Source organism: Caulobacter sp. 05T431, assembly GCF_056665975.1.
On record NZ_JBFTKU010000020.1, the window covers coordinates 33,287 to 53,399 of the forward strand.

At 71.0% G+C, this 20,113-nt stretch carries 21 protein-coding genes; 9 read left to right on the plus strand and 12 right to left on the minus strand.

All coding sequences use genetic code 11. The features are described 5' to 3' along the window. Positions 1-3: 3 nt before the first annotated feature. On the minus strand, positions 4-1,494 hold the full coding sequence (glpK, locus tag AC1U89_RS17750) for a glycerol kinase GlpK (protein ID WP_479900992.1): 1,491 nt from the start codon (positions 1,492-1,494) through the stop codon (positions 4-6). Positions 1,495-1,687: 193 nt separating this feature from the next. Between glpK and AC1U89_RS17755 the strand changes: the two genes are divergently transcribed. From AC1U89_RS17755 to AC1U89_RS17775, 5 genes are all read left to right on the plus strand, one after another. After that, a complete protein-coding gene (locus AC1U89_RS17755; protein WP_479901049.1) occupies positions 1,688-2,773 on the plus strand; it encodes a DUF2336 domain-containing protein in 1,086 nt (361 codons plus the stop codon). A 14-nt stretch (positions 2,774-2,787) separates the two neighbouring features. Beyond that, complete coding sequence (locus tag AC1U89_RS17760) at positions 2,788-3,042, plus strand: hypothetical protein (RefSeq protein ID WP_479900993.1); 255 nt, start codon at positions 2,788-2,790, stop codon at positions 3,040-3,042. 50 nt (positions 3,043-3,092) lie between these two features. Further along, positions 3,093-3,875: an NAD kinase gene (locus AC1U89_RS17765; protein ID WP_479900994.1), complete on the plus strand. Its 783-nt coding sequence runs from the start codon at positions 3,093-3,095 to the stop codon at positions 3,873-3,875. 120 nt (positions 3,876-3,995) lie between these two features. Beyond that, positions 3,996-4,478 (plus strand): Hpt domain-containing protein, encoded by a 483-nt coding sequence (locus AC1U89_RS17770; RefSeq protein ID WP_479900995.1) that lies wholly within the window; start codon positions 3,996-3,998, stop codon positions 4,476-4,478. Positions 4,479-4,584: 106 nt separating this feature from the next. Next, a complete protein-coding gene (locus AC1U89_RS17775; protein ID WP_479900996.1) occupies positions 4,585-5,427 on the plus strand; it encodes a class I SAM-dependent methyltransferase in 843 nt (280 codons plus the stop codon). Between the two features lie 4 nt (positions 5,428-5,431). Here AC1U89_RS17775 and AC1U89_RS17780 read toward each other — a convergent pair whose 3' ends face one another. From AC1U89_RS17780 to folD, 3 genes are read right to left on the minus strand one after another with little or no spacing between them, the layout of a single operon-like run. Continuing rightward, positions 5,432-6,826, minus strand: a complete 1,395-nt coding sequence (locus AC1U89_RS17780; RefSeq protein WP_479900997.1) for a D-arabinono-1,4-lactone oxidase — start codon at positions 6,824-6,826, stop codon at positions 5,432-5,434. Positions 6,827-6,843: 17 nt separating this feature from the next. Further along, on the minus strand, positions 6,844-7,203 hold the full coding sequence (locus tag AC1U89_RS17785) for a c-type cytochrome (RefSeq protein WP_479901050.1): 360 nt from the start codon (positions 7,201-7,203) through the stop codon (positions 6,844-6,846). Beyond that, a complete protein-coding gene (gene folD, locus AC1U89_RS17790; RefSeq protein ID WP_479900998.1) occupies positions 7,200-8,096 on the minus strand; it encodes a bifunctional methylenetetrahydrofolate dehydrogenase/methenyltetrahydrofolate cyclohydrolase FolD in 897 nt (298 codons plus the stop codon). The genes AC1U89_RS17785 and folD overlap by 4 nt, the downstream gene beginning before the upstream one ends. Before the next feature lie 109 nt (positions 8,097-8,205). Here folD and crtY point away from each other — a divergent pair, with 109 nt between their 5' ends. The 3 genes from crtY to AC1U89_RS17805 are packed head-to-tail and all read left to right on the plus strand — an operon-like array spanning position 8,206 to position 11,821. After that, positions 8,206-9,393 carry a lycopene beta-cyclase CrtY gene (crtY, locus tag AC1U89_RS17795; protein ID WP_479900999.1) on the plus strand — a complete coding sequence of 396 codons (1,188 nt, stop codon included), beginning with the start codon at positions 8,206-8,208 and terminating at the stop codon, positions 9,391-9,393. Continuing rightward, the gene (locus tag AC1U89_RS17800; protein WP_479901000.1) at positions 9,390-10,895 is read left to right on the plus strand and encodes a phytoene desaturase; all 1,506 of its coding nucleotides are present in this window, start codon (positions 9,390-9,392) and stop codon (positions 10,893-10,895) included. The genes crtY and AC1U89_RS17800 overlap by 4 nt, the downstream gene beginning before the upstream one ends. Continuing rightward, positions 10,892-11,821, plus strand: a complete 930-nt coding sequence (locus tag AC1U89_RS17805) for a phytoene/squalene synthase family protein (protein ID WP_479901001.1) — start codon at positions 10,892-10,894, stop codon at positions 11,819-11,821. The genes AC1U89_RS17800 and AC1U89_RS17805 overlap by 4 nt, the downstream gene beginning before the upstream one ends. Before the next feature lie 163 nt (positions 11,822-11,984). On the opposite strand, the gene AC1U89_RS17810 is transcribed toward AC1U89_RS17805, so the two are convergent. The 6 genes from AC1U89_RS17810 to AC1U89_RS17835 all read right to left on the minus strand — a co-directional run bounded on the left by AC1U89_RS17810 (position 11,985) and on the right by AC1U89_RS17835 (position 16,632). Continuing rightward, a complete protein-coding gene (locus AC1U89_RS17810) occupies positions 11,985-12,440 on the minus strand; it encodes a hypothetical protein (RefSeq protein WP_479901002.1) in 456 nt (151 codons plus the stop codon). Positions 12,441-12,462: 22 nt separating this feature from the next. Then, positions 12,463-12,936 (minus strand): sterol desaturase family protein, encoded by a 474-nt coding sequence (locus AC1U89_RS17815; protein ID WP_479901003.1) that lies wholly within the window; start codon positions 12,934-12,936, stop codon positions 12,463-12,465. An 11-nt stretch (positions 12,937-12,947) separates the two neighbouring features. After that, a complete protein-coding gene (locus AC1U89_RS17820; RefSeq protein WP_479901051.1) occupies positions 12,948-14,147 on the minus strand; it encodes an ABC transporter permease in 1,200 nt (399 codons plus the stop codon). Further along, positions 14,147-15,118, minus strand: coding sequence for an ABC transporter ATP-binding protein (locus AC1U89_RS17825; protein ID WP_479901004.1), 972 nt, complete (start codon positions 15,116-15,118; stop codon positions 14,147-14,149). Before AC1U89_RS17825 ends, AC1U89_RS17820 begins: the two co-directional genes overlap by 1 nt. Next, a complete protein-coding gene (locus tag AC1U89_RS17830; protein ID WP_479901005.1) occupies positions 15,115-16,008 on the minus strand; it encodes a polyprenyl synthetase family protein in 894 nt (297 codons plus the stop codon). The genes AC1U89_RS17825 and AC1U89_RS17830 overlap by 4 nt, the downstream gene beginning before the upstream one ends. 120 nt (positions 16,009-16,128) lie before the next feature. Continuing rightward, positions 16,129-16,632 carry a hypothetical protein gene (locus AC1U89_RS17835; RefSeq protein ID WP_479901006.1) on the minus strand — a complete coding sequence of 168 codons (504 nt, stop codon included), beginning with the start codon at positions 16,630-16,632 and terminating at the stop codon, positions 16,129-16,131. A gap of 154 nt (positions 16,633-16,786) precedes the next feature. Between AC1U89_RS17835 and AC1U89_RS17840 the strand changes: the two genes are divergently transcribed. Continuing rightward, positions 16,787-17,653 carry an RsiV family protein gene (locus tag AC1U89_RS17840; protein ID WP_479901007.1) on the plus strand — a complete coding sequence of 289 codons (867 nt, stop codon included), beginning with the start codon at positions 16,787-16,789 and terminating at the stop codon, positions 17,651-17,653. Between the two features lie 13 nt (positions 17,654-17,666). On the opposite strand, the gene AC1U89_RS17845 is transcribed toward AC1U89_RS17840, so the two are convergent. Then, on the minus strand, positions 17,667-19,199 hold the full coding sequence (locus AC1U89_RS17845; protein WP_479901008.1) for an acyl-CoA carboxylase subunit beta: 1,533 nt from the start codon (positions 19,197-19,199) through the stop codon (positions 17,667-17,669). A gap of 148 nt (positions 19,200-19,347) precedes the next feature. Further along, positions 19,348-20,082: an ATP12 family chaperone protein gene (locus AC1U89_RS17850; RefSeq protein ID WP_479901009.1), complete on the minus strand. Its 735-nt coding sequence runs from the start codon at positions 20,080-20,082 to the stop codon at positions 19,348-19,350. Positions 20,083-20,113 lie beyond the last annotated feature (31 nt).

Here is a 20,113-nt window from a genome sequence, read left to right on the forward strand (position 1 = left end):
CGCTCACGAGCGCACCCTGGGCAACGCGTCCAACCACCGCGCATAGGCCTGCTCGCGGACGTTGACGCTGACGGTCGGCGTCAGGACCTCCGCCTCCGGTCGCGCCCGCACCGCCTCCTCGACCGAGGCGTAGACCCCTGCCCCGACCCCGGCGAACAGGGCCGCGCCCAGGGCCGTGGTCTCCTGGTAGCTGGCGCGGTGCACGGGGATGCCGGTCAGGTCGGCCAGGCGCTGGCTGAACCAGACGCTCTTGGCCATGCCGCCGTCGATGCGCAGGGCCGCGTCCTCGAAGGCCGAGGGCGCGTCGKCCCGCATGGCCTCGATCAGGTCGCGCCCCTGGAAGACGCAGCTGTCGAACGTGGCCTGGGCGATCTCGGCCGCGCCGGCGTCGCGGGTCAGGCCGAAGATCGCGCCGCGCGCCTCGGCGTCCCACCAGGGCGCGCCCAGGCCGGTGAAGGCCGGCACCACGACCACCCCGTGGTCCTCGCGCGCGGTCCGGGCCAGGGCCTCGGCGCCGCGCGGCCCATTGCGGACGCCCAGTCCCTCGTTCAGCCATTGGATCGCCGCCCCGGCCACGAAGATCGAGCCTTCCAGGGCGTAGGTCGTGCGGCCGCCCACCCGCGCCGCCACCGTGGTCAGCAGGCGCGAGGCCGAATGCGGCCGGTCCTCGCCGGTGTTGACCAGCATGAAGCCGCCGGTGCCGTAGGTGACCTTCATCTCGCCCGGATGGATGCAGCCCTGCCCCATCAGCGCCGCCTGTTGGTCGCCGGCCACGCCGCGGATCGGCAGCGCGCGACCCAGGATGTCGGCCGTGACCTCGCCATAGTCGGCCGCGCAGTCCAGCACGGTGGGCAACAGGGCGCGCGGCACGTTGAACAGGGCCAGCATCTCGTCCGACCAGGCCTGGGCCTGGATGTCGAACAGCAGGGTGCGGGAAGCGTTGGTGGCGTCGGTGGCGTGGACCCGATTGCCCGCCAGCCGCCAGATCACCCAGGTGTCGATGGTGCCGCACAAGAGCTCGCCGGCCTCGGCCCGGGCCCGCGCGCCGGGGACCTTGTCCAGGATCCAGGCGATCTTGGTGCCCGAGAAATAGGGGTCCAGCAGCAGGCCGGTGGCGGCGGTGACGGCGGGCTCGTGGCCCGCCTCGCGCAGGCGGTCGCAGACATCGGCCGTGCGCCGGTCCTGCCAGACGATCGCCGGATGGATCGGGCGGCCCGTGGCCTTGTCCCAGACCACCACCGTCTCACGTTGGTTGGTGATCCCCAGAGCGGCGATGTCGGCGGCGTCGCGGTCGCACTTCTCGACGGTGTCGCGCAGCACGCCCACGCAGGCGGCGTAGATCTCCTCGGCGTCGTGCTCGACCCAGCCGTCGCGGGGATAGCTCTGGCGCAGCGGCCGGCTGGCGTCGCGCACCGGCTTGCCGTCGGCCTGGAACAGGATGGCCCGGGTGCTGGTGGTGCCCTGATCGAGCGCGAGGATCAGAGGTTGGCCCATGCGTCTTTCGTCTCCCTGGCGATCTCGGTGGCCGTTTACGGCGTCTTGTCCTGCGGCATCGCGACGCTTGTCGTCGCCCTGCGTGGATTCACCTGTTTAAGCATGTTTTCATCTGACGCCGCCAAGGTCCGTCTTGGTTAAGCTTGGATTTCGAGGAGGCTGGTTGAACCAGGCCGCCCAGACCGCGCAGCTCCTGTCCCTGGCCCGCAGCCGCGAGCCGGCCGATCGCGAGCGCCTGCTCGCCGGCATCGTGGAGATGTGCGACGCGGGCCAGGCGCGCGGCCAGCCGACCGCGCCCGAGGTCCAGATCCTGCTCGACTCGATCTTCATGACCCTGGTGGTCGAGGCCGAACGCGACATCCGCGCCCGCCTGGCCCAGAGCCTGGCCGACGCCACCTGGGCGCCGCCCGCCCTGATCAACATCCTGGCCCTCGACGAGATCGAGATCGCCCGCCCGATCATCGCCCGCAGCCCGATCCTGCAGGACCACGACCTGATCCGCCTGCTGGTCCAGGCCACCCTGGAGCACCAKATCGAGATCGCCCGCCGGCCGCAGCTGTCGCCGGCCGTGGTCGAGGCGATCCTGGCCAAGGACGAGTCGGCCGTGCTGACCGCCCTGGCCAGCAACCCGACCGCCCAGATCTCGCCCGAGGGCCTACGCCGCCTGGTCGACAAGGCCCGCGACGTGGTGGCCCTGCGCTCGCCCCTGGCCCGGCATCCGAACCTGTCCAGCGACCTGGCCGAGCAGCTGTACCTGTGGGTCGGCCGCGCCCTGCGCGACAGCCTGATCGGGCGTTTCCAGCTGGACCCGGACAAGATGGCCCTGGCCGTCGAGGCCGCCCTGCGCAACGCCCACGCCGGCGCGGCCCTGGTCGACAAGCCCACGGTCKAACAGGCCGAGGACCGCGAGGAGATGGAGGCCGCCCTGGTCGAGAAGCTGGACGCCGCCGGCCAGCTGCGCCCCGGCTACCTGCTGAGGGTGCTGCGCGAGCGCCGCCTGCCGCTGTTCCTGTTCGCCCTGGCCCGCCTGGGCCGCTTCGACGTGCGCCAGGTGCGCCGCGCGATCGACAGCAACCGCCCCGAACTGCTGGCCCTGGCCTGCTCGGCCGTCGGCATCGACCGCAGCGTCTTCCCGACCATCCTGGCCCACGTGCGCGAACTGAACGGCGGTCGCCCCGGCGGTGGTCCCGAAGCGGCCCGCAAGGCCAGCGGCGCCTTCGGCCCGTTCGCGCCCGACATCGCGGCCATGGCCTTCCGCCAGGCCGTCAGCGCGGCCTGAGACCCCAGGGCTCCATGAGCGGCTTCTCCTCCAATCGGGGACGGGTCCACGCCGTCCGCTGCCTGCGGCTGGCCTTGGCCCTGGCCCTGATCGCCGCCGCGCTCCTGGGCTTCGACTTGGCCAGCGGAGGGCGTTTCGACCCGACCGTCCGCCTCGCTCTGGTCGGGACCCTGATCGTCTCTTCGATCGCCTGCGTCGCCACGCGATGGGCGCTCGCGGCGTGGTTCTCCGGATCGTTCACCGATGAGCAGGACCCCATGCGCGATTGAGGCCCCGCGCCGGGTTTGACAACCCGCCGACGATCCAGCCACTTGGCGCAATGTTCCAGCCCCTGCCCTTCGTGACTCGCCTGACCTTCAAGGCCAGTGACCGCCCCGAGGCGCAGGAGGCGCGCGAGCGGCTGATCGCCCGCTACGGCGACGTCGGCGACGAGAACGCCCAGGTGATCGTGGCGCTCGGCGGCGACGGCTTCATGCTGGAGACCCTGCACGAGACCCTGCAGCGCCAGACCCCGATCTACGGCATGAACCGCGGCTCGGTCGGTTTCCTGATGAATGAGTACAGCGAGGACGACCTGCTGGCCCGGATCAACGCCGCCGAGCGGGCCGTGATCCACCCTCTGGCCATGGTCGCCATCGACTCCAACCGCAAGCAGCACCGGGCCCTGGCCATCAACGAGGTGTCGTTGCTGCGCCAGACCCGCCAGACCGCCAAGCTGCGCATCAGCATCGACGGCAAGGTGCGGATGGGCGAGCTGGTCTGCGACGGCGCCCTGCTGGCCACCCCGGCCGGTTCGACCGCCTACAACCTGTCGGCCCACGGGCCGATCATCCCGATCGGCGCTCAGGTGCTGGCCCTCACCCCGATCAGCGCCTTCCGCCCACGGCGCTGGCGCGGCGCGCTTTTGCCGCAGTCCGCCAGGGTGACGTTCKAGATCCTGGAATGCGATAAGAGACCGGTCAGCGCCGTGGCCGATAACTTCGAGGTCCGCGACGTTGTCGAGGTCCACATCGCCGAGGACAGCAGCGCCAGCCTCTCCATGCTCTTCGACGCCGGTCGAAGCCTCGAGGAGCGGGTCCTGACAGAGCAGTTCTCGGCCTGACAACGTTGGAACTATTGGTCAGGGCGCTCCCCGCCCAGTGGTCAGGGTAGAAATGGGCGTCTCATCTAATATTAACGCCTTGATCCTACATTTCAGACCAATGCCCAGGGGGAAGCGTCCGTGACCAACAAGTCCGCCGCGGAAGTGATTCAGGTGCCGAACATGCTCAAGCTCAAGGTTGGCGGTCGTGGCGGGATCGATATGGCGGCCATCGCCAAGGCCGAAGCCGCGCTGAAAAGCCTGTCGGGCAACTTCGCCCAGTGGCTCAATGACGAGATCGTCAAACTGGAGGCCGCGCGCCAGGAAGTCCGCTCCCAGGGCCTGACCGCCGAGACGGTCGAGACCCTGTACCTGCGCGCCCACGACCTGAAGGGCCTGGGCGCCACCTACGAATTCCCGCTGATCACCCGCCTGGCCGCCTCGCTGTGCCGGCTGATCGACGACCCGGAAACCCGCCTGAGCGCGCCGATGTTCCTGGTCGACGCCCATATCGACGCCATCAAGGCCTGCGTGCGCGACGACATCCGCGTCGACACCCACCCGGTGGGCAAGGTGCTGGCCGCCGAACTGGAAGCCAAGGTCGCCGAATACCTGGCCGGCTGATCGGCCTTCCAATCTAGAGACCTTTCAAAGGCCCCGGTCCGCGCCGGGGCCTTTTGCATGGGCGGTCGCCGCCCTATCTCCCGACCTCGACGACGCAGGGGAACGCATGCTCGAACAGGAACCCAGCCGCACGGCCTGGATGGCGGCCACGCACCGCGCCGCCCACCAGGTGCTGGAGCGCGGCCTCATCTTCAGCGACCCGCTGGCCCTGCGCATCCTGGGCCAGGACGCCGAAAGCGTGGCGAAGGACGCCCTGGCCCATCCCGAGCGACGGGGCATGCGGGTGTTCATCGCCGCCCGCGCCCACCTGGCCGAAAGCGCCCTGGCGGCGGGCGTTGACGAGCGGGGCATCCGCCAGTTGGTGGTGCTGGGCGCGGGCTTGGACACCTTCGCCTATCGCAATCCCCTCGCCGACCGCCTGAAGGTGTTCGAGGTGGACCATCCCGCCACCCAGGCCTGGAAGCGCCGTCGCCTGGACGAGGCCGGGATCGCCGTCCCCGACGACGTCGTCCACGCCCCCGTCGACTTCGAGCGCGAGGCCCTGCTGGACGGCCTGGCGGCGGCGGGCCTGGACCCGACCCGGCGGACCTTCTTCATGTGGCTGGGCGTGGTCCCCTACCTGACCGCCGAGACGGTGCGCGCCACCCTGGCGGCCATCGCCGGCCTGCCCGGCGGGGCCGAGGTCGCCTTCGACTACGCCGATCCGCCCGCCGCCCTGTCGGACGAGGCCCGCGCGGCGCATCAGGCCCGCGCCGAACGCGTCGCGGCGCTCGGCGAGCCCTGGCTCAGCTACTTCGAACCACCGGCCCTGCGCGGGACGCTGAGCGAACTGGGCTTCGCCGAGATCGAGGACCTGGGCCCACGCGACCTCGCCGAACGCTACTGGCCCGGCGCGGGCCGGGCGACKCCCGAACGCGGCGGCCACGTGGTGCTGGCGCGGACGGCCTGACCGCTCAGACCCCGAACAGCCCCTTCAGGTACGGATTGAGCATCCGCCCGTCGGGATCCAGCTTGGCGCGGACCTTCAGGAAGTCGTTCCAGCGCGGATACAGCCCGGCCAGCTGGTCGCCCGACACGCTGTGCAGCTTGCCCCAGTGCGGCCGGCCGCCGTAGCGGCGGAAGATMGGCTCGATCAGGGTGTAGAGGAAGGCGAACTCGTCCTTGTAATGGGCGTGGACGGCGATGGAGCCCCTAGGCTCGCCCTGAAAAGGTGACAGCCAGGCGTCGTCGGGGGCGATGCGGCGGCATTCGATCGGGAAGAAGACATCGGGCCGCTCCTTCTCGATGGTCGCCACGATCTCGGCCAGGGCCTTCAACTGCACGCCGGCCGGCAGGTGGAACTCCATCTCGTTGAAGCGCACCGGCCGCTCGGTGGACAGCAGCTTCCAGCCCTCGTCGATCGCCTTCTCGGGCTTGGTCCCGCCCAGCAGGGCCCGGGCGGCGGCCTTGCGCAGCGGGGCCGAGAAGCCCAGCAGGTTGCGCAGGCCCTTCAGGGCGTCGAGGAAGACGGTGTCCTGGTCCGGACCGCGCGGGATCGCCGGCGCATCGGTCTCGTCGTGGCTGATGCAGGCGGCGAGGCCCGTGAACGGCACGGCGTAGAACTCGTAGTTGCGGTGCCTGGCCCAGCGCGCCTCGGCCTGGGCCAGGGCGTCCTCGAACGGCTCCAGCCAGACGTTGCGCTCCAGCCGGCGGTTGGCCGTGGTCTTCAGCCGGACCTGGGTGATCACCCCCAGCGCGCCCAGCGAGACCTTGGCCGCCTGGAAGACGTCGGCGTCGCGGTGCTCGCCGCAGTCGATGACCTGGCCCTTGGGCGTGACCAGGCGCAGGGCCGTGACGTCGCCGTGCAGGGCCTTTAGCGTCGCGCCCGTGCCGTGGGTGCCGGTGGCCAGGGCCCCGGCCAGGGCCTGCTTGTTGATGTCGGGCAGATTGGCCATGGCCCGGCCCTTGGCGGCCAGGGCCGGGCCCAACGCGCCCAGCCGCGTGCCGGCGGCGACGACGGCCTCGTCGCCCTCCCAGGCGATGATCCCCGACAGCCCGTCCAGCGACACCAGCGTGCCGTCGGTGGGCGCCAGGGCGGTGAACGAGTGGCCGGCCCCCACGGGGCGGATCGGGACCAGGGCGGCCTTCAGGACCTGGGCGACCTCGGCCTCGGTCTTGGGCGCGGCGCGGGCGGCGGGATAGGCGTGCTGCACGCCCGACCAGTTGCGCCACAGGAGGTGGCCCTGGGCGTCGGTGGTCGGCGGGGCCGGCGGCTCGGGCTTGTCGTGGGTGGCGACCGCATAGCCGCCGCCGACCGCCGCCGCGCCCAGACCGCCCACAAGGAGCGCGCCGCGTCTCGATACCGTCATCCGTTCCGCCCCCGGCCTTAAGTCGCGGAGTCTTCGCGCCCCGCCATGAAGCGTATCAGAGCGTTGAAATCGTTCGGGGTGCAAGCGGCGCATTGGCCGCCGGCCGGCATGGCCTGGAAGCCCTGGACGGCGTGGTCCAGCAGCACGGCCTCGCCCTGCTTCCAGCGCGGATCCCAGGCCTTGCGGTCGTGGACCAGCGGCGCGCCCGTGCCGGGGATCGCGTGGCAGGCCTTGCAGGACTCGCCGTACAGCGCCGCCAGGTTCGGATCGGCCGGCGCCAGCGCCCAGGCCTGGGCCGCCGTCGGCGCGGGCGGGACAGGCGGGGAACAGGCCGCCAGACCCGTCAGCAGGACCAGGGCGGCCAGGTGACGCACTATTCGGCGATCCCGTTCAGGCGCTTKGCGGCGCTGACGGTGTTGGCCAGCAGCATGGCGATGGTCATCGGCCCCACCCCGCCCGGCACCGGGGTGATGGCCCCGGCGACGGCCTTGGCCTCGTCGAAGGCCACGTCGCCGACCAGGCGGGTCTTGCCGGCGGCCGCCGCGACCGGATCGCGCGACGGGAAGCGGGTGATGCCGACGTCGATCACCACCGCGCCCGGCTTGATCCAGTCGCCCTTGACCATCTCGGGCCGGCCGACGGCGGCCACCAGGATGTMGGCCTCGCGGCAGATGCCCGGCAGGTCCTTGGAACGCGAATGGGCGATGGTGACGGTGCAGTCGGCGGCCAGCAGCAGCTGGGCCATCGGCTTGCCCATCAGGTTCGAGCGGCCGATCACCACCGCCCGCTTGCCCGATAGGTCGCCGACCACGTCCTTCAGCAGCACCATGCAGCCGGCCGGGGTGCACGAGGTCAGGGCCGGCAGGCCGCTGGCCAGGCGGCCGGCGTTGGTCACGGTCAGGCCATCGACGTCCTTGTCGGGCGAGATCGCCGCGACGATGACGGCCTGGCTCATGTGGTCGGGGACGGGGAACTGCACCAGCACGCCATGGATGGCCGGGTCGTCGTTCAGCCGCTCGACCAGCGACAGCAGCTCGGCCTGGCTGGTCTCGGCCGGCAGGCGGTGGGTCTCGGAATGCATGCCGGCGGCGGTGGTCTGCTCGCCCTTGCTGCGCACATAGACCTGGCTGGCGGGGTCCTCGCCGACCAGCACCACGGCCAGGCCCGGCGTCAGACCGTGCTCGGCCTTCAGCCGCGCCACCTCGGCGGCGACGTCTTCGCGAAGCTTGGCCGCGAAGGCCTTGCCGTCGATGATTCTGGCTTCCGACATCGGCGTCTCCTGTTTGCGCGTGCCTAGCCTCTCGGTCGGTCACAAGCAATATGTGCGGACGCGCGTCAGAAGTCGCTTGAGCTTCGCCCAATCATGCTAGAGCCGAAGCATGGTCTCCGCGTCGTCTTCCCAACGCGCCGACGTCGTCCTGGTGGGCGGCGGACTGGCCAACGGCCTGATCGCCCTGCGGCTGAAGAGCCTGCGGCCCGCCTTGCGCGTGATCCTGCTGGAACAGGGCCCGACCGTGGGCGGCGAACACACCTGGTGCCACTTCGCCACCGACGTCGACGCGGTGGAGGCCGGCTGGCTGCGGCCGCTGATCGTCCATCGCTGGTCGGGCTACGAGGTCCGCTTCCCCGGCCACAGCCGGCAGCTGCCCACCGACTACCTGGCCATCACCTCCCAGCGCCTGCACCAGGCGGTGACCGCCGCCCTGGGCGCCGACGCCTGGCTGTCGGCCACGGTGTCGGACGTCAATCCGCACCAGGTGACCCTGGCCGACGGCCGGACGATCGCGGCGGGGGCGGTGATCGACGGGCGGGGGCCGCGCAAGAGCCGCAGCCTGGCCCTGGGCTACCAGAAGTTCGTCGGCCAGGGCGTGCGCCTGTCCGCCCCGCACGGCCTGACCCGGCCGATCATCATGGACGCCACGGTCTCGCAGGAGGACGGCTACCGCTTCGTCTACGTCCTGCCGCTGGACGCCACGCGGCTGCTGATCGAGGACACCCGCTACAGCGACGGCCCCGAGCTGAACCGCCCCGCTCTGCGCAAGACGATCGCCGCCTACGCCAAGGCCCAGGGCTGGACCATCGCCAAGGTCGAGCGCGAGGAGGACGGGGTCCTGCCCATCGCCCTGGGCGGCGACATCGACGCCTACTGGCGCGAGGCGCGGCCGCACATCGCCGAGGTCGGCCTGCGCGCGGCCCTGTTCCAGCCGACCACCGGCTATTCCCTGCCCGACGCCGCGCGTCTGGCCGAAACCATCGCCGCCCTGCCCCGCATCACCAGCGCCACCGTCCGTGCCTGCGTCGAGACCCAGTCCAAGACCGTCTGGCGTCGGCGGCGCTTCCTGCGGCTGCTGAACCGCATGCTGTTCCGCGCCTGCGCGCCGGGGGATCGTTACAAGGTGCTCGAGCGCTTCTATCGTCTGTCGCCGGGCCTGATCCAACGCTTCTACGCCGCGCGCTTGAGCCGGTTCGACAAGGCCCGCATCCTGATCGGCAAGCCGCCGGTCCCGATCTCGGCGGCCATCAAATGCATCGGCGAGAGCTCGGTGTTCGGGGGACAAGACGCATGACGACGACGCCGAAGCCGAAGGCCGCCGTGATCGGCGCGGGATTCGGGGGCCTGGCCCTGGCCGTCCGCCTGCAGTCCTCGGGCTTCGACGTCACCGTCTTCGAGGGGCGTGAGAAGCCTGGCGGCCGGGCCTATGTCTGGCACGACGAGGGCTTCACCTTCGACGCCGGCCCCACCGTGGTCACCGATCCCGACTGCCTGAAGGAACTGTTCGCGCTCAGCGGCCGTAGGATCGAGGACTATGTCGAGCTGCTGCCGGTCGATCCGTTCTACCGCCTGGTCTGGGAGGACGGCGACGTTTTCGACTACGTCAACGACCAGGCCCAGCTCGACGCCCAGATCGCCAAGCGCAATCCGGCCGACGTCGAGGGCTATCGCCGCTTCCACGCCTATTCCGAGGAGCTGTACCAGAAGGGCTATGTCGAGCTGGGCGCGGTGCCGTTCCTCGACTTCGGCAGCATGATCGCCTCGGCCCCCGCCCTGATGAAGCTGCAGGCCTGGCGCAGCGTCTATGACAAGGTCGCTGGTTTCGTGAAGGACGAGCATGTGCGCCAGGCGCTGTCGTTCCACAGCCTGCTGGTCGGCGGCAGCCCATTCGCCACCTCGTCGATCTACGCCCTGATCCACGCCCTGGAGCGGCGCGGCGGCGTCTGGTTCCCGCGCGGCGGCACCCACGCCCTGATCCGGGCCCTGGTGAAGCTGCTTGAAGACCTGGGAGGGACGATCCATCTGGGCTCGCCGATCCAGAAGATCACGACCCAGGCCGGACGCGTCACGGGCGTGATCCGCGCCGACGGCCAGTTCGAGGCCTTCGACACCGTCGCCTCCAACGCCGACGTCATGCACACCTATCGCGCGCTGCTGGCGGACGATCCTCGGGGCGCCAAGGTCGGCAAGGCCCTGGAGGCCAAGCGCTGGAGCCCCTCGCTGTTCGTGGTCTATTTCGGGCTGAAGACCACGCACCCCGAGATCCGCCACCACACCATCTGCTTCGGCAACCGCTATCGCGAGCTGATCGGCGAAATCTACGGCAAGGACGGCCTGGCCGACGACTTCTCGCTGTACCTGCATCACCCCACCGCCAGCGACCCAATGATGGCCCCCGAGGGCTGCTCGGCCTTCTACGCCCTGTCGCCGGTGCCCAACCTGAAGACGGCGAACATCGACTGGTCGGTCGAGGGGCCCAGGTACCGCGACAAGATCCTGGCCTACCTGGAAAAGCATTACATTCCGGGGCTTTCGGCCGATCTCGTCACCAGCCGCTTCATCACGCCCGACGACTTCGTGACGGACCTGAACGCCTGGAAGGGCGCGGCCTTCTCGCTGGAGCCGATCCTGACCCAGAGCGCCTTCTTCCGCACCCACAACCGCGACGACGTGATCCCCAACCTCTATTTCGTCGGGGCCGGCACCCATCCGGGCGCGGGCATCCCGGGCGTCGTGGGCTCGGCCAAGGCGACGGCCGGGCTGATGATCGACGACTACCTGCCGGAGCCCGCGTGAGCGATCTCGAGCAGCAGAGCCGCGAGGCGATCCAGAAGGGCAGCAAGAGCTTCGCCGCCGCCGCCGCCCTGTTCGACGCCCAGACCCGGGCCGACGCCGAGATGCTGTACGCCTGGTGTCGTCATTGCGACGACGTGATCGACGGCCAGACCCTGGGTCACGGCATGAGCCCGGTGGCCGACGCCCCGGCCCGGCTGGAGGCGCTCTACGCCCAGACCCGCGCGGCCATGGCCGGCCAGACCCCGACCGACCCGGTGTTCGCCGCCTTCCAGACCGTGGCCCTACGGCGGGGCATCCCCGAGCGCTACGCGCTGGACATGATCGACGGCTTCGCCATGGACGTGGCCGGTCGCCGCTACGGGACGCTCGACGAGCTCTTGGAATACTGCTGGGGCGTGGCCGGCGTGGTCGGCACGATGATGGCCCTGGTCATGGGGGTGAAGCCGGACGCCCTGCCCACCCTGCGCCGCGCCCAGGACCTGGGCCTGGCCTTCCAGCTGACCAACATCGCCCGCGACATCGTCGAGGACGCCCGGAACGGCCGGGTCTACGTGCCCGGCGACTGGCTGGCCGAGGCGGGCGTGCCGGAAGACGTCGTGGCCGATCCCGTGCATCGGAGCGCGGTGGCGGTGCTGGCGAAGAGGCTGGTCGACGCCGCCGAGCCCTATTACGCTTCGGCCCGCTGGGGCCTGCGCGATCTGCCGCTGCGTTGCGCCTGGGCGATCGGGGCGGCGCGCGKGGTCTATCGCCAGATCGGCCTGGACGTGGTGAAGGCCGGCGACGCGGCCTGGGACGAGCGGGTCGTGGTCAGTGGACGGATGAAGGCCTGGCGCGCGCTGGAGGGCGGCGTTCTGGCGTTGAGGTCGGCGACGCTGGATCGCTGGGGCAAGGCGCCCGAACGGCCGGCGATGTGGTCACGGATCTAGGCGTCGAGGCGCACCCACTTGCCCCCACCTGACCGCTTCGCGGTCTGTCCGCCCCCTTAGGGGGCGGAGGTTGCGCGGCGCGCCGGCCGCGGTCCTCTTCCCCCTTTGGGGGAAGACGGTCGCGAAGCGACCCGTAGGGGGCAAGTGTTCGCCGCTCAGGCCCCTACCGCAGCACCCCGCGCCGCGTCATCCACCACGCATACGCCGTGAACAACGCCAGCAGCACCGCGATCACGCCGCTCATCACCGCCATCTGATGGCCCATGACCTTGCCGCCGTCACTCAGGTGGTAGGTGTAGACCACGCTCAGCAGGAACGCCGCCAGCGACACGGCCAGCACCGGCCAGGCCAGCTTGTTGCGCAGCAGGATCAGCACCGAGCCCGCGAAGGCCCCGAACACCCCGACGGCCCAGTCGATCGTCATCCAGGCCGGCATGTGCTGGTAATGGTCGATCTGGGCCTGGGTCATGCCCGCGCTCTTCAGGTAGGCCGCGCCCTGGGCCATGGTCATCACGAAGTCGAACACGCCGATGCTGTTGAACAGCACCGCCACCACGCCCACCAGCCACAGGTGCCAAGGCGTCCTGACCGTTGTCCCGGTCGTCGTTGTTTGCGTCATCGTCCCCTCCCCGGTTGTCGTCCTAGGCGTCGACACCTCTTTCGCGCAGCTTCGCCTTCAGCTCCCGCACTGGGCGCGCCAGCAGGAAACCGAACGACACCGCCCCGTCCTTGGTGTGCACCGCGTGATGGATCCGGTGGGCCTGGATCAGCTGCTTCCAGTAGCGTGACCGGCCCAGCGGCACCTTGAACCGCTGATGCACCATGCCGTCGTGGAACACGAAATAGATCGCGCCATAGGCCGTGATCCCCAGCCCCACCGGCAGCAGCCAGGGCACGCCGTGCACGCCGAACCAGATCGCCACGATCGCCGGCGTCGCGAAGACGACCGCGAACAGGTCGTTCAGCTCGAACCGGCCGGTGCGCGGCTCGTGGTGCGAGCGGTGCCAGGCCCATCCCCAGCCGTGCATCACGTAGCGGTGCGTGACCCAGGCGAAGCCTTCCATGAAGGCCAGGGCCGCCAGGAACAGGGCCAGGTCCAGACCGAGGGTCGCCATCGTCGTTCCGTCTACCGCCGAAGCCGGCGCGCCAAGGTGTGTGCGACCACCAGGCCGAAGAGCCCGACGACGGTCAGCACGCACCAGGCCTTATACACCCCGCCGATCCCGGCGTCGCGCCAGAGGATCGCCTGATAGGCCTCGATGGTCCAGGCGTGCGGCGTGAGCCAGCCCGCCGCCTGCAGCCAGGGTGGCATCAGGAAGCGCGGCACCATGCTGCCCCCGATCGCCGCCAGGACCAGGATCACGAAGGTCGACAGCATCTGGGCCTGCTCGCGCGTGCGGCACAGCGAGACCAGCCCCAGGGCCACCCCCGCCGCGCAGGCGCTGGCCGCCAGGGTGGTCGGCAGCCACAGCGCCAGGTGCTGGACCACCGCCACGCCGTAGACGACCTGGGCGGTGGCGAAGATCAGCAGCGCCTGGACCGCACCCTGGCCCACCAGGAACAGGAACTTGCCGCTGACCACCGGTCCCATGCCCGCCGTGCCGGCCAGCAGCCGGTCGGCCACGCCCGTGCTCTGCTCGTCCATCAGGCCCAGCGCGCCCTGCATGGCCGAGAACAGGGCGAACAGCATCATCACCGCCCCGGCGTAGTAGGCGATCACCCCGCCGCCGGTCCTGGCGTCCTTGATCGCCTCGCGCTCGAAGAAGCCGCCGTCGTCGTGGGTGGGCGTCTGGCGCATCAGGGCCGCGGCGCTGTCGGCGTTCTCGATCTGCTCGTCGGTGAAGCCGCCCAGGGCGGGCTCCAGCTGGGTGATCGTGCGGCGCAGGGTGACGTCCGGCAGGGCGTTCGCCAGCACCTGCTGCACGCGGGCCTGGGCCAGGGGCGCGGCGACGGCGCGGGCGGGATCGGCGACGATCAGGAACGGCTTGTCGGCCGAGGCCGGGTCGGCCCGGATCACCAGGCCGGCGTCGGCCAGGCCGGCCTTGACCCGCCGCCGCACCTCGCCGGCCGACGGCGCGGTCTCGGCGCGGACCTCGGGCGAGGCCGCCAGCGCCGCCGCCAGCCGGCCGGAGTCCGGCGTATGGGCCGTGTCGGCCACCGCCAGCTTCAACTGGATGTCGTCGCCCGTCGTCCCGGCGAACACCGACGAGAAGATCAGGAACACCAGCGGCGGCAGCAGGAAGGTCATCAGCAGGGCGCCGCGGTCGCGCCAGAGGTCCAGCGCCATCACCCGCATCATGGCGACGATCTTCCAGAGCGGCTGCATCACGCCGCCAGCTTCCGGTCGGCCACCAGCGAGAACAGGTTGGCCAGGGACGGTTCGCGCACCCGGATTTCGTGCGGCGTCAGCCCCGCCTCGCGCAGCCCTTTGTCCAGCTTCGCCGCCGCCGCATAGCCGTCGGCGTCCAGCCGCGTCCAGACCGTCGACCGGCTGGTGCGTTCCAGCCCCTCGGCGGCCAGGCGGCCCTCGCCGACCGCGTCGACCTCGTGGGCCAGGTGGACCTGGACCTCCATCCGCGCGCCGAACGCATCGGCGATCAGGGCATGGGGCTCGCCTTCCAGCACCAGCCGCCCCTCGCGCAGGAAACCGACACGATCGGCCAAGGCGCCGGCCTGGTCGAGGTCGTGGGTGGTCATCAGCACCGCCACGCCCAGGTCGCGCAGTCCGCGGATCACCGCGTCCACGGCCTCGCGGGCGTCCAGGTCCACCCCGACCGTCGGTTCGTCCAGGATCAGCAGGCCGGGCTCGTGGACGATGGCGGCGGCGATGTTGGCCCGGCGCTTGTAGCCGCCCGACAGGTGCTTGATCGGCACGTGGGCGCGGTCGGCCGTGCGGGTCAGTTCCAGGGCGCGAGACACCGCGACCGCCAGTCCGGCGCGCGGCACGTCGGCCAGGGCGGCGAAGGTCTGGACGTTCTCGGCCACCGTCAGGTTCGGATAGAGGGCGATCTCCTGGGGAACCAGCCCCAGGCCGGACCGGGCGCCCGCCGCGCGGGTGGGATCCAGCCCCTTGACCAGGACCACGCCTTCGTCAGGCCGGATGCGTCCGCAGATCGCGCGGATCAGGGTGGTCTTGCCCGCGCCGTTGGGACCCAGCAGCGCGTAGATTTCGCCGGGACGCAGCACCAGGTCGACGCCGCGCAGGACGGGCTTGCCGCCATAGGCGTGGACCGCGCCGTTCACCGTCAGGACAGGMGTGGCGACGGGCGGGTCCGGCGAAACGGATGGGGCGTTCACGCCGCCGCCTTGCGCCGGGCGAACAGGTCGCCGACGTAGCGGCCCAGCAGGTCGCCGCAGCCGACCCGGGCCAGGGCGCCGGAGGCCTTGGCCAGATGGTCCTCCATGACCTCGCGGGCCCCGATCGGACCCAGGGTGGAGACCACCGTGGCCATGCCCGCGTCCTTGCCGACGTCCTTGCCGGCCGCCTCGGTCGAGGCCTGGGCGTCGATCAGGTCGTCGCGGATCTGGAAGGCCAGGCCGATGTGGCGGGCGAAGACGCCCATCGCCTCGACCGCCTCGTCCGGCGCACCGGCGACGATCGCCCCGCCCTGGGCGGCGGCGACGATCAGCACCCCGGTCTTCTCGTGGTTGAGGCGCTCCAGGACGGCCGGATCGCGCAGCCGGTCGCGGTCGAACAGGTCGCGGGCCTGGCCGGCGATCAGGCCCGAGAAGCCCACGGCCTGGGCCGCGCGGCCGGCCAGCTCGGCGCGCAGCGGGGCCGGCAGCCCCTGGTCGGCGGCGATCACCGCATAGGCCTGGTTCAGCAGGCCCACGCCGGCCAGGATCGCCGTGGCCTCGTCGAAGGCCCGGTGGATGGTCGGCAGGCCGCGCCGCAGGCCAGCGTCGTCCATCGACGGCAGGTCGTCCAGGATCAGCGAGGCGGCGTGGATCATCTCGAACGCGCAACCCAGGTCCAGGGCCGCGCCCTCCGGTGCGCCGAACTCGGCGGCGGCCAGCAGGGTCACGATCGGGCGGAAGCGTTTGCCGGGAGCCAGGAGGCTGTAGCGGACCGCCTCGACCAGCCGGTCGGGCGCGGAGCCCAAGGGCGGCGCCAGCTCGGCCAGCCGCCGGTCGACCCCGGCGCGCAGGGCTTCGACTCTCTGGAAAAAGGCGGCGTGGTCGTCCATCTCGTGGGTCGCGACCGATTGTTCACCCCGACGCGGGCGGAGGGCATTTGAGGGGCGCCCGCGGGAGGCGTCAACCCAAAGGTCTCGACGCGAAAAGCGAGGGGGTGAACGGATCGCCGGTCAGCCCCGGCAGAAGCCGAAGAAGCGCTTGATGTCCGCCCGCTCGGCCGCCGTGCGCGCGTCCTGCGGATAGGCCTTGTCCTCGACCTGGCTGATCAGGCCGGTCTTCTCGAAGGCCGCCAGCACCGCGTCGGCCAGCGGGATCTGGCCCACCGCATCCAGGCCGTCGGCGATCTCGGACGGGGTCAGCCGGGCGGCGTAGCGGCCCTGGGCCTTGCCGGACAGGAAGCGCACCGTGCCGGGTCCCGGCTTGCCCTTGGACACGGTGGTGTGGAAGCCCACGGCCGAGGCCTTCCCGCGGCACGAGAAGATTACCCCGACCACGTCGCTGTCGGGCAGGCCGTAGGCCAGGCGCTTCTCGTTCTCGGGCGTGGTGAAGGCGTTCCACTTCATGCCGTCGGGGGCGGCGGCGGGCTTCATCGCCAAGGGCGGCGCGGTCGTCGAGCAGGCGCCCAGCACCACCGCCCCGACCGCCAGCAGCAGCCACAACCCCTGACGTCTCATGCCCTGTCCCCACATCGGCCCGTCGCCGATCTAACCCGTTTCGCGTCGGATGGCGATCCGCCCCGCCCCGGGAACCGCCCCATGGACGGGTCCGGCCCTGCAAGGCAGGGTGGAGCCAGCCGGCGCGCCGCGGCGTTCAGGAGTGATGTTCGCGATGTCCTTCAAAGCCCTCCCCGCCGGCCTCGCCCTCGTCGCCGCCCTGACCACCGCCCTGGCCGCCTGCGACCGCAAGCCCGCCCCGGCCGCCTCCGAGGCGCCTGGGGCGCCCGCCGGATCGTCCGCCCCCGTCGCCGCCGCTCCCGCCCCGGCGGCKCGCCCCCTGGCCTTCGACCAGACGGACCCGGCCGCCAAGGTCGTCCTGCGCCTGCCCGCCGAGATCGCCAACTATCCCGCCCTGCACACCCTGCTCTACGACCGCGAGGTGGCCGGCCTGCGCACCTTCGCCGCCAAGGCCCAGACCGACCAGAAGGCCTCGGATGGCAAGTTCCCCTGGCGGCCCTACAACCGCCAGGCCCAGTGGTTCCTGGCCGCCGACGCCGCGCCCCTGGTGGGCCTGCGCGCCCTGTGGTTCGAGGACACCGGCGGGGCCCACCCCAACCACGGCGCCTCGACCCTGATCTGGGACACGGCGGCGAACCGGGAGATCCAGGCCAAGGCCCTGTTCCGCCCCGGCGCCGACATGAACGTCCTCGACAAGGCCATCTGCGACGCGGTGGCCACGGCCAAGACCCATCGCGAAGGGGCCGTGCCGCTGAACGACATGTTCAGCTGCCCCAAGTGGAGCCAGACCGTGCTAGTCCTCGCCCCGTCGACCGAGCCCGGCAAGATCGGCGGGTTGACGGCCCTGATCGATCCCTACGTGGTCGGCCCCTATTCCGAGGGCGACTACGAGGTCACCGTGCCGGTCTCGGCCTTCCAGGGCCTGCTGGCGCCCGCCTACGCCGGCGCGTTCGGCGGAGGGCCGAAGTCGCCGGGCAACGCCGACGGCACGCTCAGCGTGACGATGGACGTGATGAAGTAGGGGCGAGGAGGCCCTACAGCGGGATGTTGTCGTGCTTCTTCCAGGGGTTGGACAGTTCCTTCCCCTTCAGGCTCTTCAGCGCCCGGACGATCCGCTTGCGGGTGCCGTGGGGCATGATCACGTCGTCGATATAGCCGCGGCTGGCGGCGACGAACGGGTTGGCGAAGCGGTCCTTGTACTCGGCCTCGCGGGCGGCCAGGGCCTCGGGGTCCTTGGCCTCCTGGCGGAAGATGATCTCGACCGCGCCCTTGGCGCCCATGACCGCGATCTCGGCGGTGGGCCAGGCATAGTTGAAGTCGCCGCGCAGATGCTTGGAGCTCATCACGTCATAAGCCCCGCCATAGGCCTTGCGGGTGATCAGGGTGATCTTCGGCACGGTGGCCTCGGCGTAGGCGAACAGCAGCTTGGCGCCGTGCTTGATCAGGCCGCCGTACTCCTGCTTGGTGCCCGGCATGAAGCCCGGGACGTCGACCAGGGTGATGATCGGGATGTTGAAGGCGTCGCAGAACCGCACGAAGCGGGCGGCCTTGCGGCTGCTGTCGATGTCCAGCACGCCCGCCAGCACCTGGGGCTGGTTGGCGACGATGCCGACGCTCTCGCCGTCCATGCGGGCGAAGCCGCAGACGATGTTCTTGGCCCACTCGCTGCTGATCTCGAAGAAGTCGGCCTCGTCGACGATCTTCAGGATCAGTTCCTTCATGTCGTAGGGCTTGCCCGGATCGCTGGGGATCAGGGTGTCCAGGCTGGGCTCGGCGCGGTAGGCCTCGTCGAAGCTCTCGCGCTCGGGGGCCGGCTCGCGGTTGGACGACGGCAGGAAGTCGACCAGGCGGCGCACCTGGGTCAGGGCCTCCAGGTCGTTCTCGAACGCACCCTCGGCGACGCCGGACTTGGCCGCGTGCACCCGCGCCCCGCCCAACTCCTCGGCGGTGACGACCTCGTTGGTCACGGTCTTCACGACGTCAGGGCCGGTGACGAACATGTAGCTGGTGTCCTTCACCATGAAGATGAAGTCGGTCATGGCCGGCGAATAGACGTCGCCGCCGGCGCAGGGGCCCATGATCACGCTGATCTGCGGCACCACGCCCGAGGCCATCACGTTCTCGAGGAAGATGTCGGCATAGCCGGCCAGGCTGTCGACGCCCTCCTGGATGCGCGCGCCGCCGGCGTCGAACAGGCCGATGATCGGCGCGCCCACCTTCATGGCCTGGCGCTGGACCTTGACGATCTTCTGGGCGTGGGTGTTMGAAAGCGAACCGCCGAACACCGTGAAATCTTTGGAAAAAAGGTAGACGACCTTGCCGTTGATCGTGCCCCAGCCGGTGACGACGCCGTCGCCGGGCACCTTCTGTTCGGCCATGCCGAACTCGGTGGCGCGGTGCTCGACGAACATGTCGAACTCCTCGAACGAACCTTCGTCCAGCAGCAGGTCGATGCGCTCGCGCGCGGTCAGCTTGCCCTTGGCGTGCTGGGCGGCCACGCGCTTCTCGCCGCCGCCGGCCCGGGCCTGCTCGCGACGACGATCGAGTTCCTCGAGAATGTGCTGCACGCGGACGCTCCCCTGCTCTCTCACTGGACCTTCACGGCCACCTTATGGGCCGAGCCGTAATGGCGCGAGCCCTCCATGGCAAGCCGTCCGTTACGGCGCCGCAGCAACGCTTGTGGAGCGGCTAAGTGCTTGAACGCCTTGGAGCCGCCTAGCGGCGCAGGGCCGCGAACCAGCGCTCCAGCACCAGGGCCTCGACCGCCAGGGCCTCGGCGCGGGCGACCGCYTCGGCGTCCTGCCCCCAGGTCTCGGCCTGGAAGATCTCCTCCAGGCGCGACAGGTCCAGGGCCTTGCGGCCCGTGACCTTGCCGGCCCGCAGCGCCAGGGCCAGGACGGTCGAGCCGAACAGGCCCGCGGCGTAGGCCACGCCCGCCAGGGTGTAGTCGTCCATGGTCAGGGCCAGGGCCTCGACGCTGGCCAGGGCGGCCGGCGACTGCGGCGCGTGGATCACGCCGGCGGCGGGCTTCAGGTGCAGGTCCAGTTCGGCCTTGGCCCAGTCCAGCATCGCGCCCCAGTCGCGCTTCTGGCGCTCGACCAGCGGCGTGGGATGTTCGGCCCAGTAGCAGAGCAGGTCCGAGCCGGCGTAGGCCGCGACCTCCCGCGCCACCTCCGCCCGGGTCTCGCGGATGCGGTCGATGGCGGTGAAGGCCAGGCGCGTGGCGGGCATGGCCGTGCTGTCGATGACCTCGACCTGGGCGTCCCACTCGGCGGCGACCAGCTGGGCCAGGGCCAGGGTCGGCAGGACCAGCGGCGACTTGGCCGGCGACCTGGGCGTGCGGCCGTCCAGCAGCACGGCGAAACCGCCCTCGCCGTCCTTGGCGGGCCCGGCCGCGGCGGCCTTGTAGAAGCGGCGGGGACGTTGCTGCAGGTCGGGCTTGTCGGCCAAGGCGGAACTTCTTTTCAATCCGGACATCAAA